Origin of the sequence: Caballeronia sp. LjRoot31, from assembly GCF_964253885.1 — a bacterium.
In the GTDB taxonomy this organism is placed as follows: Bacteria; Pseudomonadota; Gammaproteobacteria; order Burkholderiales; family Burkholderiaceae; genus Caballeronia.
Map to the genome: position 1 here is coordinate 1749165 of NZ_CAXURX020000003.1, position 12918 is coordinate 1762082.

A 12918-nucleotide genomic window follows, 5' to 3' on the forward strand; every position below is an offset into this window, starting at 1 on the left:
CTCCGGTCTATCCGATCGAACCTCGGCGGCAGCATGACAACCTTAGCTGATTTCCTCAGTCTGGCAGGTACTGTCACGTTGTTAAAGGACGTGCGAGCGAAGACATATGACGTAAGTGTCCCTGATTTATGCGGCAAGGCGATTCAGCATTGAATTTGCCGGTCACGGTTCGCCACGCTTCGAAAGCCTGTACGGTATGGGCTACCAGAAGGAAGAGATTGATCAGGATCAGCAACACGAACGCGCTGGTCGCCACAGCCAGGAAGTGTTGGCGACGTGTAACGGAATTTGCGCCTCAATCAGATAGCGGCCGAGCACGAACGCGAGCCCGAGAAGATACGATACCCGCATAGTATTGATGGCCGTGCGCGTGAGTATTTCCCTGAAGTGCAACAGCTTGAGCGACTTGAAGATGAAGGCGCTAACCAGCGTCACATAGAGCGCCGCGACGACGCCTGCTTCAGCCGGCGTGAAGACGCCGCCGAGGATGCCGCCCAGAATGATCCACCGGCGTCAGCAACGCCCAGATCGCCTGTCTGAACGTGGTCCACAGCCGCTTGGCGGAGAACGCTTCAACCGCCGTATAGTTCTGGCGCACGGCAGTCACGTAGTTCACGCGTTTGTCTGGACCGCTCCCACCGACTCCATCCTGGCCAAGATACATCGGCTTTGCATCGGAATCAGCGGGACGGAACTCTTGGCATGCCAAGACGTAGCTCGTGTCGAGCCAGAGCAAACTCTCAATGATGAAAGAGACCATGCTTTCCACGAAAGTCGAGCGCCCCCGCGGTCGAAGGCACCGCCCGTCTGCGCATTTTATTTGCCATACATGTCGAAGTCGAAGTAGCGCGCTTCGATCTTCTTGTAGCTGCCGTCGGCGAGCAAATCGGCAAAGGCTGTATTCAGCGCGTCGCGGAGATCGGAATCACCTTTGCGAATACCTGCAGCATCGCCGTCGCCCATGATCGTCGCGTCGTAGACCGTATCGCCAGCAAAAGCGTAGTCCTTACCACGCGGCGTATCCAGAAAGCCGAGCTTGCCCTGGACCGCGTCCATCAGCACCCCGTCAAGCCGGCCCGTGGTCAGATCGTCGTATGCCTGATCGTAGTTCTGATAGGAAACGATCTGCGCGCCCGATGGCGCCCATTTCTCGCGTCCGTAGGTTTCCTGCACGGTACCTTGCTCGACGCCGATATGCTTGCCCTGCAATGACGACGCCTCCGGCTTCACGCCGGAATCCCTGCGCGTCACCAGCTTCGTCTGATTGCGATACAGCCGGTTCGTGAAATCGATCTGCTCGCGTCGCTTTGCCGTGGCGGCCATCGACGAGAGGATCACGTCGAACTTGCGCGCCTGCAAGCCAGGAATGAGACCATCGAAACTACTTTGTACCCAGACGCATTTCGCCTTGAGCCTGGCGCAAAGTGCATTGCCCAGATCCACGTCGAATCCCACGACACGACCATCCGGCGCCACCGATTCGAATGGCGCATAGGTCGGGTCCACACCAATGCGGATCGTCGTCCAGTCCTTCGCCGATGCAACGCAAGACAACGCAAGCAGCGCGGCGGAAACACTCAATTTGAGGCTTGTTCTCATTGCATTACTCCGGCAGGGAAAGGATAAAGAAACTGCAGTCGCTGTTGATAACTCTGTCTCTGGCCATTCAGTTAATGATCCGATGTCGTCAACTTGGAAACTCGCCTCGATGCAGGACAGCATCAGCGGGAACGGCTGCCGCGATTTCGGCGATCGTCACGGGCTTCACCGGCGGACGGATTCGGAAATAACCGACATCGCCAGGAGTGCGTCCTTGTGCATCGGCGATCAGTTCTGTGACTGTGTTGCCGCACCAGCGGCCTTGGCACGGCCCCATGCCGCAGCGAGAAAACGCTTTCATCTGGTTCGGGCCGGTGCAGCCCAGTCCGGCGATCTTGCGGATGTCCCCCGCTGTCACTTCTTCGCATCGGCAGACGATGACATCGTCGGCGGGGAGGCGCTGCGCGCGCGGCGCCGTGTATAAAACGTCAAGCAATGGCCGGATTGCAGCGTGCTGCGCACGCCGGGCGCGGATTGGCTTGATGGCGTGCTCGAACGCGGCCATATCGATCCGGTCCTGCACCCGCGCTATATCAAGCGCGGCCATCTCGCCATCGCATTCGGCAAGCTGCGCGCCGCCAATCGCAGCACCGTCACCGGCAATCCATATAAGCGGTACGCTCGTACGACCGAAAGCGTTGACTTCCGCATGCCAGCACGCTTGCGCCTCGCTCCATCGATGCCGGCAGCCGACGGATCGACTCAGGTTCGTCCCGGGGATCACGCCCTGATGCAGCAGTACCAGGCCAGCCGCGACTTCATGCCTCTTGGTGCCCACGCGAAAGCGCAAGCCTTCGGCGCGCTGCTCTCCGAGCACTTCCACCGCCTGCGCCGAGCGATAAATACTTACGCCGGCGCGGCGGACGTCCCGCATCATGCTCAAACCTTTCGCCAGATAACTCGTTGCACGCAGAGCACGCGGCAATTGCGGCATCGCACGCCAATACGCGCCGGCCGGCGTTGTATCGACGATTGCGCGAAATGAACGGCCCGCGCAGATCAGTTGAGATGCGTAGAGCCACAGCAACGGCCCGCTTCCGGCAATCACCGTATCCGCGCCGGGAACGAGGGCGGCCGACTTGAGTAGGGTTTGCGCCGCGCCCACGTTCATGACGCCGGGAAGCGTCCAGCCGGGCACAGGCCATGGCCGCTCCTGCGCGCCGGTGGCGAGGAGGATTGCGGTTGCCTGAACTCGCAGCGTGCCTGGAGAATCGCCACGGCGTGTCAGCATCGCTTCGCCATCCTTACCGATCTGCCAGACAAGCGTCTGCGGAAGAAACGACGCGCCGCTCTGCCTGAAACGCTCGATCAGCGGTCTGCCATGCGCGTAGTCGCGCCCGAGCAGGGTGGCATCGGCCAGGGGCGAGTCACTGGCCTGCCGATAGACTTGCCCCCCCGGTGCCGTGCCCTCCTCGGCGACGACGACCGACAAGCCGTACCGGCGTGCGGCAATGGCCGCTGCCATCCCGGCCGGGCCGGCGCCCACGATCAGGAGGTCGCAGCGGGCCGCGCCGGTCCCCGTGCCAGCGTCACTGGTCATGCAATCCTCGCTTTGCCATGCATCGGATGGATTCGCATGCCATCGCGGACTTGCACCATGCAGCCCTGTTGATTGGGCACGCCATCGATTTCCACAAGGCAATCGAAGCACACCCCCATCATGCAAAACGGGCCACGTGGCAAGCCGCTGATGGGGGTCGCACGGCACGCCTGCAGTCCCGCCTCAAGCATCGCGGCCGCGACGTTCAAATGCCCGGAAACGACATGCGCCTCTCCGTTTATATCGACGCAAACCTTCGCCCCTTCCGAAAGCGGCAACAGTTCAAACATGGCTCGGTCCGGGTTGAATGTGAAAACGACGGCTACTGAACGTGTCCAGCGCGGCGGGTCGCGCGCCGCCCGCAATCCACGGCGCGATGCAATCCGCATGGGTCGCGGCGAGCGTCACGCCGCTATGGCAGATCGCGATGAATGCGCCGGGATGCGTCGGTGATTCTTCATAGACCGGTAATCCGTCCGGCGTCATGATGCGCAGCGCGCCCCAGCTGCGGACAATGCGCGCGTGGGCGAGCATGGGAAACGCGTTCTGCGCGCGACGGGCAATATCGGCCATGACGGTGGTACTCACTCCGTCGTGCAGACCGACGTCCTCCGCTGAATCGCCGATCATCACCGAGCCTTCGCGTGTCTGACGCACGACGAGCGTCGGATACGCGAGGAATGGCGCGAGCTTCTCGGTCACCATGATCTGGCCGCGCAGCGGCTTGATCGGCGCATCGAAACCGAGCATCTGACCGAGCTCGGCGTTGCCCAGGCCGGCGGCGAGAACCACCCGCCCCGCTTCTAAAACGCCCTCTGCCGAGACAATCTCGAAGTGACCCACCCGCGCCCGAACCTCCGATACCTTGCGCCCCGGCAAATAGGCGCCGCCGCGCAGTTGAAACGCCGCGTGCATGGCGCGCAACGTAGTGAGGGGGTTGGCGTGGCCATCGTTCGGGGAATAGAGCGCCCCCGTCAACTCGGGCGATGCCGCCGGAATCCTGCGACGCAACTCGGTGGTACTGAAGACCTCGTAGGTGAGCCCGGCATCGCGACCATGCAGCGACGCGAGCAAAGCCTGGGCATCGGCAAATTGGTTTTGCGTCTCGCACAGTTCGAAACCACCCGGACGTTCGAACGCGGGATCGACACCCGTTTCGCGAATCAATTGCGCGGAAAACGCCGACCAGCGTTGTGACGATTCGAGCGACCACTGCGCGTATGGCAGGCAGCGCCCGCCTTTGCCCTGAACCCATACCAGTCCGAAATTCCCGCGTGCCGCGCGATACGACGTGTCCTCACCGTCACAGACTGCTACGCGCAGCTTCTCGCGCACCAAGCCATATGCGATAGCCATGCCCACGAGCCCGCCGCCGACGACCACGACGTCGAAGTTGCCGGGAGCGCTCAACGAGTGCATCGTTTAAGATTTATATTATGAACAACCATGGAAGCCTTTTATGCGCTAAAACAAGCTTGTCCGGAGCTTCGGTGATACAAAATGCGTGGTCAAATACCGTTTTTTTCGTCAACCATTCACTAATGTTATGGCCTCTCCCGACCTCAAGATTCGCCAGGTAGAAGCGTTCCGGGCGCTGATGCAGCGGCACACCGTCACCCGCGCCGCACAGATGCTGCATATTTCGCAGCCGGCGATGAGCCGTCTTATCGCCGATTTCGAGGAGCGCGTCGGCTTTGCATTGTTCACGCGGCAGCAAGGACGGCTGTTGCCGACTGTCGAGGCGAATGTGCTTTATACGGAGGTCGAGCGGGCTTTTGTCGGACTCGATTCCATCACCCAGGCAGCGCAGCAGATACGCGCAATGCGACGCGGTTCCTTGCGCATAGCAGGTTCTCCCGCGGTGGCGCTGGAATGGCTGCCGCGCGTGTTGACGTCGTTCGCGCGCGAGCATCCGGGTGTGGATATCACGCTCCTGACCCACAGTTCCTCGACAGTTGTCCAGCTCGTGGCGTCGCAACGAATTGACATCGGCTTCATTGCCGAAGCCATGCCTCATCCTGCCGTCCGGCTCGACCGGCTCACGCACGAACCCATGCGCTGCATTCTGCCGGCAGGCCATCGGTTGGCGCGCAAGCGCGTATTGAAACCGGAAGATCTACGCGACGAACCTTTCGTGTCATTTCCGCTTTCCTTCGACGCCCGCCGCACGATCGACCGGGTGTTCGTTGAGCACGGTGTGGCGCGGCAGATGACAGTCGAAGCGCAACTCTCGCAGACCATCGTTGCATTCGTGGCACAGGGCGCCGGAGTCGCGCTTATCGATCCGGTCACGGCGAGCTTTGCAGGTGAGCGCGTAGCAGTTCGCCGGTTCGAACCGGCTATCGCTGATGAGCTTTATCTTGTTAGTGCAGTGGGATCGCCTGCGTCGAGTCTCGTGACTGCGTTCGTGGCGGATATGAAGTTGGCGCTTGAGAAAATCAAGACGACGTAAGGCGAAATTAAGAGGAAGGGACTGGTTTGGATGTGCGCATATCCAGACATGCCCTCACCCGGCAGCCCGTTCGGGTAAGCGCAACCCCCCCTTCCAATAAAGGCGGCCCGATCATGCCCGCGAGCCGCATGCTCGTGTTCCCTCAGCAATACCCAATCTACCCGCGCTGTTCTGGGCCGCCCTGCCGGCTCCCGCCGCTCGTCGCAAAGCTCGTCCTTGACAAAAACAAATGATCAACATATTGTTTCGCCCAAGAGAACATAATTCTCTACAAAAAAATGAAGTGCGCGAGTAATACCGCTCCGTGTCACACAAAACGGCTCGCAGGAGACGCCTCAAAATGCAAAGTTCCGATTCGCCGGCAGACCACGCGTTGCTAAATCGCGTGTTCTGGCGGGTAATGCCCATCGTCATGCTGATGTACATGGTCGCGGTCATCGACCGGCAGAACGTCGGCTTCGCCAAGCTGCAAATGGTGCATGCGCTCGGCATGAGTGAAATGGCGTATGGCCTCGCCTCGTCGCTATTCTTTATCGGCTATCTCGTCTTCGAGGTGCCGAGCGCACTTGCGGTCCACCGCTTTGGCGCGAGGGTATGGTTTGCGCGCATCGTGCTCACGTGGGGATTGCTCACGATCCTGCTCGGCTTCTGCGTATCGGGCTCGATGTTTACCGCCATGCGCTTTCTCCTGGGGTCCGCCGAGGCCGGACTGTATCCGGGTCTCATCTATTACCTGACGCTGTGGTTTCCGCGGAGCTATCAGGTCCGCGCGCTAGGCGTGCTGACGCTCGGAAGTGCGATCGGCAACATGGCTGGCTCCATCATGGGCGGCCTGTTTCTCGACATCAATGGCTGGCTTGGTTTCGCAGGCTGGCAGTGGGTGTTTATCGCCACCGGCATTCCCGCCCTGATCGTCACCGCGTTGATATGGATTTATCTGCCGGACACACCAGAGCGCGCCGGCTTCTTGACGAGCCCGGAGAAAACCCGCCTCCTCGCCGCGATCGAACGTGAACGCATCCCTGTTACCGGGCATGCAAGTATCTGGTCCGCCCTTGTCGACCCGCGCACGTTGCTGTTTTCCTTCGCCTACGTGCTCATCCTGACCTCCCTGTACGGCGTGATCTATTGGCTGCCGACGGTCATCAAAGGGTTCGGCGCGACCGGTTCGCTCAATGGTTTGCTCAATGCGATTCCCTGGGGCATCGCCACCGTCATGCTGTTGATCCTGCCGCGGCGCTTGCGCGACGAACAGGAGGTACTGCTGACCATGGCAGCAATCGCCGCGCTCGGCGTGGTGTGTTTCCTTGTCAGCATCAGCGCGGATTCCGTCATGGTGCGCTTCATTGCGCTGGCCATCGGCACACCCTGCATCTCGCTTGTCCTGCCCTGTTTCTGGTCGATTCCACCGCGATATTTCAATGGTGCACAAGCGGCGGCAAGCGTTGCGGCAATCAGCAGCTTCGGCAACATTGGCGGTTTTCTCGCCCAAAACATCATGCCCTGGGTCGCTAAACAGGCCGGCACTCCCGGCGCCGCGATGTACGTCCCGGCCGCATGCCTCGTTGTGCTGGCGATCGGCGCGATCCGTTTTCGCACCCGGCGGACGGCGCTCCCCGCTAAAGCCTGACGCCGCCCGGTTCACCCGTCCGGCCTGACCATTCGTTTTTCGATCAAGGCGCCGCGAATTTCGCGGCGCGTGGATAGTGACATCGGCTTTACTTCAATGCATCTTTTTTAATTTATTTAGTCATTCTAATAAATATAGAAAAACAGGAGACCCTTGATGAAGAAAATACTCGTTGCTACGCTCGCCTCTGCCTTTGCAAGTGGAGCATTCGCTCAAAGCAGCGTCACGTTGTACGGAATTGTCGATGCGGGCATTCTCATCAACACGAACGCGGGAGGCAAGCCGCTAACGGCGCTTACAGGCGGTAACCAGAGCGCCAATCGCTTTGGCTTTTCGGGCACGGAAGACCTTGGCGGCGGGCTGAAGGCCATCTTCACACTGGAGAACGGGTTTAATCTCGCCAACGGCACAATGTCGAGCGGGCTCGAATTTGCCCGTCAGGCCTTTGTCGGATTGAGCGGGCCATTCGGCACGATCAGTCTGGGACGCCAGTATCTGACGCTGACCGCGTTCCTCACGCCGTTCGAAGCGGGCGCGGACTGGGCAGCGCGCGGATCGGGCTACGGCTATCACCCCGGCGGCCTGGACGATGTGGACGGCTCCGAGCGCGCCAACAACGCAATCAAATTCACCAGCAATTCCTATCGCGGCTTGCGCGTGGGCGCCACCTACAGCTTCGGCGGCGTAGCCGGCGCGGTAACGCAGAACGAGTTGCTCTCCGCGGGTTTGGCGTACAACAATGGCCCGTTCGCTTTTGCCGCGGCCTACCTGTTCGTCAAGGCCCCGAACTTTTCGTTGTTCGGCAATAACGGCACCAGCAATGCACCTACGAGCGCAAGTGCCATCAACATCACCAGTCCCGTGTTCAGAGGCTATGCATCGGCGGCCTCCCAGCAGGAATTTGGCGCGGGTGCGTCGTACACCATCGGCCGGGCAACGGTCGGCGGAATATTTACCAGCACGCAATTCAAGGACATCGGCGGCACGGTCATCAACGGTGCGAAGCCGGCTACGGCCATCGCCGGTTCATCGCCCACCTTCAATACCGCCGAAATCAACCTTAAGTACCAGCTCACCCCGTCCTTTCTGCTTGGCGTGATGTACGCGTACACCCGGGCAAGCTCGTATGCCGGGGAGAGCGGCGCGAGCTACCAGCAGCTCAGTCTCGGCGCTGATTACTTCTTGTCGAAGCGGACCGACCTGTATCTCGTCGGGCTCCACGAAAAGGCCGCAGGCATTGATTCGACCGGCAAACCCGCCGTCGCTGCCATGACGTTCGCGACCCCCTCCACGAGCAACGAGCAAACCGTGCTGACGTTCGGCATGCGCCATACGTTCTAACGGGAAAAAGAAGGTTGCCGAAGCACTAAAGCGCCTTGACACCGCATCGGCCGATGTCTAGTATTGTTTCTACAAACGAAATACGATTCTTTTGAAAAGAACTTAAAAGATCATCGGAAAGCGACGAGACGGGTCGCTTCCGACCGCCCCCACCAGAATGGAGAGACAGCCAGAATGACAACTCAAGACTTGCTGCATAACTGGAATGACCTGCCCCGTGAAGTCGTTCGGAAGGGAGTCGAGCGGGTTGGCTTCCGCGGCGACAACGCCATGTGCGTGATGAACTGGCTGACGCCCGGCATGACGGTTTTTCCGCATAGCCATACTTTCGAACAGCTCGTCATCATCGTGCAGGGCCGGGTGCGGTTTCACCTCGGCGACGAGGTGGTGGAAGGCGGCCCCGGCACCATGATTCGCATCCCGCCGCATGTCATGCACTACGCAGAACCGGTTGGCGACGAGGTCGTGCTCAACCTGGACGTATTTGCACCGCTGCGTGAGGACTACCGGCATCTGGTGGAATATCAAGCCGCGGAATTCGAACCACAACCCGCAAGCACAGGTGTCTGAATGAGCCAGCATTTCGCGGCCCGCCTGCGGGACCGGCAATTGTTAGGCGGCACGTTCATCAAGACGCCGCAGTCGCATCACGCGGAGATCGCCGGTCTCGCGGGGCTTGATTTCGTGGTGTTCGACAGCGAACACGCGCCCTTTTCCGCCGCCCAACTCGATCATTGCCTGCTCGGCGCACGCGCCGCGGGCATTGCATCGCTGGTGCGCCTCCGTCAATCAAGCCCTTCTGACGTGTTGCAGGCACTCGACATGGGCGCTACCGGCGTACTGGTGCCGCACGTCACTTCCGCCCGGCAGGCGCGTGAGATCGTCGCGAGCGCGCGTTACCGGGACGGGTTGCGCGGCTTCAGCAACTCGCCGCGCGCCGGTGCCTACGGCGGCCATTCGATGCTCCAACACATCGAGCGCAGCGATAGTGAAACCGCGGTCCTCTGCCAGATCGAAGACCGCGAAGCGGTCGAGGCAATCGACGAGATCGCGGGTGTAGCGGGCATCGACTGCCTCTTCATCGGGCGTGCGGATCTCTCGGTGTCGTATCGATTGTTCGACGTCGATCATCCCGAGGTCGAACGTGCAATTCAGCGCGTGGCGTCGGCTGGGCGCTCGGCGTGCGTGCCGGTTGGCATGTTCGTCGCCGATACCGCGGCGATGGCCCGTTATGCCGCCCTCGGCGTCACGCTGTTCGTGATCGGATCAGACCAGAGCCTCTTGCGCAGCGGCTTCAGCAAACTCAGCCAGAGCGTTGCCGAACTGCGCAGCCAAATTCAATAGCGCGTTACGACGTGCTCAACCAGACGGAAAAACTCATGTCCACACTAGACGACACCCGCACCACGCGCGATCCGGCCTATATCGGCAGCCTGCTGCGCGGCACGATCGACCTGCATTGTCATAGCGGCCCCTCAGTCATGCCGCGTTACCTGGACCACATCGAAGCAATGCGCGAAGCGTCATCGGCGGGCCTGCGCGCGGTGCTGCTCAAGGATCACTACTACTCGGCAACGCCCGTTACGGCGCTGCTGAACAAGCACTTCGCGGATCTCGGCGTGCTGATGCTCTCGGGCGTTCCGCTCAACAACACGGTCGGCGGCATCAATGTTCACGCGGTCGAGCACGGCATCAAGCTGGGCGCGCGGCTTGTGTGGATGCCCACGTTTTCGTCGGCGAACCATATCAACCATCACAAGCAAGACGCGCATTTCGACCAGAAATTCCCGCAGACCACGCAGAAGATGCTTGCTCCCATTCCGCTCTCGGTGCTCGACAGCGACGGCAAGCTCAAGGAGGAAGTCAAGGCGATCCTCGATCTCATCGCGGATGCGGACATTGTTCTCTCAGCCGGGCACCTGAACATAACTGAAATCTGGCCGCTCTTCGAAGAAGCGCGCAAACGCGGCGTCAAGCGGCTGCTCGTGAATCATCCGACCTATGTGGTGGACGCGACACTCGACGACATGCGCCAACTCGCAAAAGAAGGCGTGTACATGGAGCATTCCATGTGCATGTGGGTGCCGGGCTCGAAGTTCCGCTTCTATGATCCGGAGTTCCTGCGCGACGTCATCGAAGCGGGCACGGTCGATCTCACCATTCTCGGCTCCGACCTCGGTCAGAAGGGCAACCCGACAATCGTCGAGGGCTTTCGCAGCGTGATCGAAACCGCGCTCGACATTGGGTATAGTGAAGCGGACATCCGGAAGATGACCTCCACGAATGCGGCGCGATTGATGAACATTGAATTGCCCGCGTCCCGCTGAGCATCCCCCGCCAACCATCACGAAAACGGCACAGGAGATCGAGTTGCCCAAGAGTCTGCCCCGGCCCAAGAACGCCGTATTGCCTTCAGAGCCGGCTATCGAGGCCAGCAATACCACGCCGATCGACAAGAGCGGCCCCGCGCTGCTCGAATCGGTGGCCATCGTGTTCAGGCTGCTCGACGAGCTGTCGGCGGCACGCCGGCCGCTCGGCGTCACCGAGCTTGCGGATATCGTCGATGAGCCGAAGCCGCGTGTGTACCGGCATCTGGCGTCGATGCGGCAAATGGGCGCCGTCGAACAGGACCCTTCGACCGAAAAATACCGGCTGGGGGCGAAGCTCGTTATTTACGGCACGGCCGCCAGCGAGCAGTTCGACTTGCGCGCCATCGCCGATCCGTATCTGACGAAGCTGCGCGACACACTCGGTCAAAGCGCGGTGTTGTCGGTCGTCACGCACGATTCGGCACTGGTTGTCGCCGCGGTCGACTCGAACAACGGCGTGTGCATCACGGTCAAGCCGGGCAACCGGGTGCCGGCGCACTGCTCCGCCCAGGGACGGCTCGTGCTGGCGTTCCTGCCGCCGGAGGACCAGCAGCGCATCTTGCGCCGCAAGCTGCAAAGGTTCACGGCCCGCTCGATCACGGACCCGGTGGTGCTGGCGAGGCGCCTCGAAGCCGTGCGTGCGCAGCTGTACGAAGATGCGAACGGTGAAGTGATCGACGGCATCAACGTGCTGAGCGCGCCGATCTTTCGCGACAACGACGTAATGGTCGGCGCGATTGGCATTATCGGTCCCACGCACGACGTGCCGTCGCCGCCGCCGCCGGCCTTGCTTGAACACGTGCAGCAGGCCGCCGCCGAATTGAGTGAGCGGCTTAACTGCGACAAATATCGCCGCGCCGGTCTGCCTTCGACCGCGGGTGACCAGACAAAAGCATTAGCAGGAAATCACCGATGACCTCCCTGACCACCCGGATCGGGTCGATCGTGCTGAAAAACCCGGTGATCTGCGGATCGGGCGAGCACACCATGACGGCCTCCGGCATCCGCGCCGCACTCGAGGCCGGCGCGGCCGCCGTGGTGGCGAAATCGACCAATGAATCGAACGCCGCCAAAGCTCAGCTCGACAAGACCGATTACGCGCTCTTCGACAGCAACTGGACGCGCTTGCCCTGGAATTTCCAGCCGCCCGCCGACGCCTCGCTCTTCTGCCGCTCGGGTCTCGTGCAGAGCGAATTCGAGCCGTGGCTCGACCAGCTCGCGGCATTGGATAAAGAAGCTGCCGAGCGCAACGCCTACGTGATCCCCAGCCTGATTCTCTCCGACCTGGATCGCTGCGTTGAACAGGCGCAGCGGATCGAAGCGCGTGGGCTGCGTGTCCTCGAGGTGAACATCGGCGCACCGCATGGCGAAGAGGCCGCAAAGGGCGCCATCGTTCTCGAACGCGACGTCGAACGTATCGAAATAATCGTGGCCCGCGTGCGTGCCGCGATCCGCCTGCCGCTGTGGATCAAACTGACGGGTCAAAGCGAGAACGTCGTTGCACTCGCGGATGCCGCGAGACGGGGCGGCGCGGACGCGGTCGTGATGATGGGGCGCTTCATGGGCTTCCTGCCCGACCTCGATACCGGCGCGCCTGTGCTGGGCACATCGGCGGCTTTCGGCGGCGGCTGGGCATTGCCGCTGACAGCGCGTTGGCTGATGCTCACACGCAAGAAGCTGGGCACGTCGTTTCCCTTGCTCGCCACGAACGGCGCCCGCAATGGCCTCGATGTCGCGCGCTTTCTGCTGTCGGGCGCGGCTGCGACTGAAATGACCTCGGCCGTTTTCACGCGTGGTTATCGCGTGCTCACGGAGGCGATCGAAGAACTGGATGGATACGTAAAACAACGCGGAAAATCGGTGGAAGAACTGCTGGGTTCGGCCGCCGACCGCGTCGAAACCTATCAGGAACAGAATGACCGGCCGCAGTATTGGCAGGAGTTCGCGCCGCCCGCTGGATAGCCTGCCCGGGCGCCGGAAGCCTGCT

At 61.2% G+C, this 12918-nt stretch carries 14 protein-coding genes; 8 read left to right on the forward strand and 6 right to left on the reverse strand.

Annotated features, from left to right (window positions below; translation table 11 throughout):
- Nucleotides 1–228 precede the first annotated feature (228 nt).
- From ACSQ8V_RS36525 to ACSQ8V_RS36550, 6 genes are all read right to left on the reverse strand, one after another.
- Nucleotides 229–504, reverse strand: a complete 276-nt coding sequence (locus ACSQ8V_RS36525) for a TRAP transporter large permease subunit (protein ID WP_436209265.1) — start codon at nucleotides 502–504, stop codon at nucleotides 229–231.
- The gene (locus ACSQ8V_RS36530; protein ID WP_436209083.1) at nucleotides 461–760 is read right to left on the reverse strand and encodes a hypothetical protein; all 300 of its coding nucleotides are present in this window, start codon (nucleotides 758–760) and stop codon (nucleotides 461–463) included. The genes ACSQ8V_RS36525 and ACSQ8V_RS36530 overlap by 44 nt, the downstream gene beginning before the upstream one ends.
- A 56-nt stretch (nucleotides 761–816) precedes the next feature.
- Complete coding sequence (locus ACSQ8V_RS36535; RefSeq protein ID WP_436209084.1) at nucleotides 817–1599, reverse strand: ABC transporter substrate-binding protein; 783 nt, start codon at nucleotides 1597–1599, stop codon at nucleotides 817–819.
- Nucleotides 1600–1687: 88 nt separating this feature from the next.
- Complete coding sequence (locus tag ACSQ8V_RS36540) at nucleotides 1688–3139, reverse strand: NAD(P)/FAD-dependent oxidoreductase (RefSeq protein WP_436209085.1); 1452 nt, start codon at nucleotides 3137–3139, stop codon at nucleotides 1688–1690.
- A complete protein-coding gene (locus ACSQ8V_RS36545) occupies nucleotides 3136–3429 on the reverse strand; it encodes a (2Fe-2S)-binding protein (RefSeq protein ID WP_436184987.1) in 294 nt (97 codons plus the stop codon). The genes ACSQ8V_RS36540 and ACSQ8V_RS36545 overlap by 4 nt, the downstream gene beginning before the upstream one ends.
- On the reverse strand, nucleotides 3422–4549 hold the full coding sequence (locus tag ACSQ8V_RS36550) for an NAD(P)/FAD-dependent oxidoreductase (RefSeq protein WP_436209086.1): 1128 nt from the start codon (nucleotides 4547–4549) through the stop codon (nucleotides 3422–3424). Before ACSQ8V_RS36550 ends, ACSQ8V_RS36545 begins: the two co-directional genes overlap by 8 nt.
- 136 nt (nucleotides 4550–4685) lie before the next feature.
- Between ACSQ8V_RS36550 and ACSQ8V_RS36555 the strand changes: the two genes are divergently transcribed.
- The 8 genes from ACSQ8V_RS36555 to ACSQ8V_RS36590 all read left to right on the forward strand — a co-directional run bounded on the left by ACSQ8V_RS36555 (nucleotide 4686) and on the right by ACSQ8V_RS36590 (nucleotide 12893).
- The gene (locus ACSQ8V_RS36555) at nucleotides 4686–5591 is read left to right on the forward strand and encodes a LysR substrate-binding domain-containing protein (RefSeq protein WP_436209087.1); all 906 of its coding nucleotides are present in this window, start codon (nucleotides 4686–4688) and stop codon (nucleotides 5589–5591) included.
- A 340-nt stretch (nucleotides 5592–5931) separates the two neighbouring features.
- Nucleotides 5932–7221, forward strand: a complete 1290-nt coding sequence (locus tag ACSQ8V_RS36560; RefSeq protein ID WP_436184989.1) for an MFS transporter — start codon at nucleotides 5932–5934, stop codon at nucleotides 7219–7221.
- 156 nt (nucleotides 7222–7377) lie between these two features.
- Nucleotides 7378–8562 carry a porin gene (locus ACSQ8V_RS36565; protein ID WP_213763599.1) on the forward strand — a complete coding sequence of 395 codons (1185 nt, stop codon included), beginning with the start codon at nucleotides 7378–7380 and terminating at the stop codon, nucleotides 8560–8562.
- A gap of 174 nt (nucleotides 8563–8736) precedes the next feature.
- A complete protein-coding gene (locus tag ACSQ8V_RS36570; RefSeq protein WP_213763600.1) occupies nucleotides 8737–9132 on the forward strand; it encodes a cupin domain-containing protein in 396 nt (131 codons plus the stop codon).
- Nucleotides 9133–9906, forward strand: a complete 774-nt coding sequence (locus ACSQ8V_RS36575) for an HpcH/HpaI aldolase family protein (RefSeq protein WP_436209088.1) — start codon at nucleotides 9133–9135, stop codon at nucleotides 9904–9906.
- Between the two features lie 35 nt (nucleotides 9907–9941).
- Entirely contained in the window at nucleotides 9942–10889 is a 948-nt protein-coding gene (locus tag ACSQ8V_RS36580) for a DUF6282 family protein (RefSeq protein ID WP_436184991.1), read from the forward strand.
- Nucleotides 10890–10932: 43 nt separating this feature from the next.
- Complete coding sequence (locus ACSQ8V_RS36585) at nucleotides 10933–11847, forward strand: IclR family transcriptional regulator (RefSeq protein WP_436209089.1); 915 nt, start codon at nucleotides 10933–10935, stop codon at nucleotides 11845–11847.
- On the forward strand, nucleotides 11844–12893 hold the full coding sequence (locus tag ACSQ8V_RS36590; protein ID WP_436209090.1) for a hypothetical protein: 1050 nt from the start codon (nucleotides 11844–11846) through the stop codon (nucleotides 12891–12893). Before ACSQ8V_RS36585 ends, ACSQ8V_RS36590 begins: the two co-directional genes overlap by 4 nt.
- Nucleotides 12894–12918: the final 25 nt, after the last annotated feature.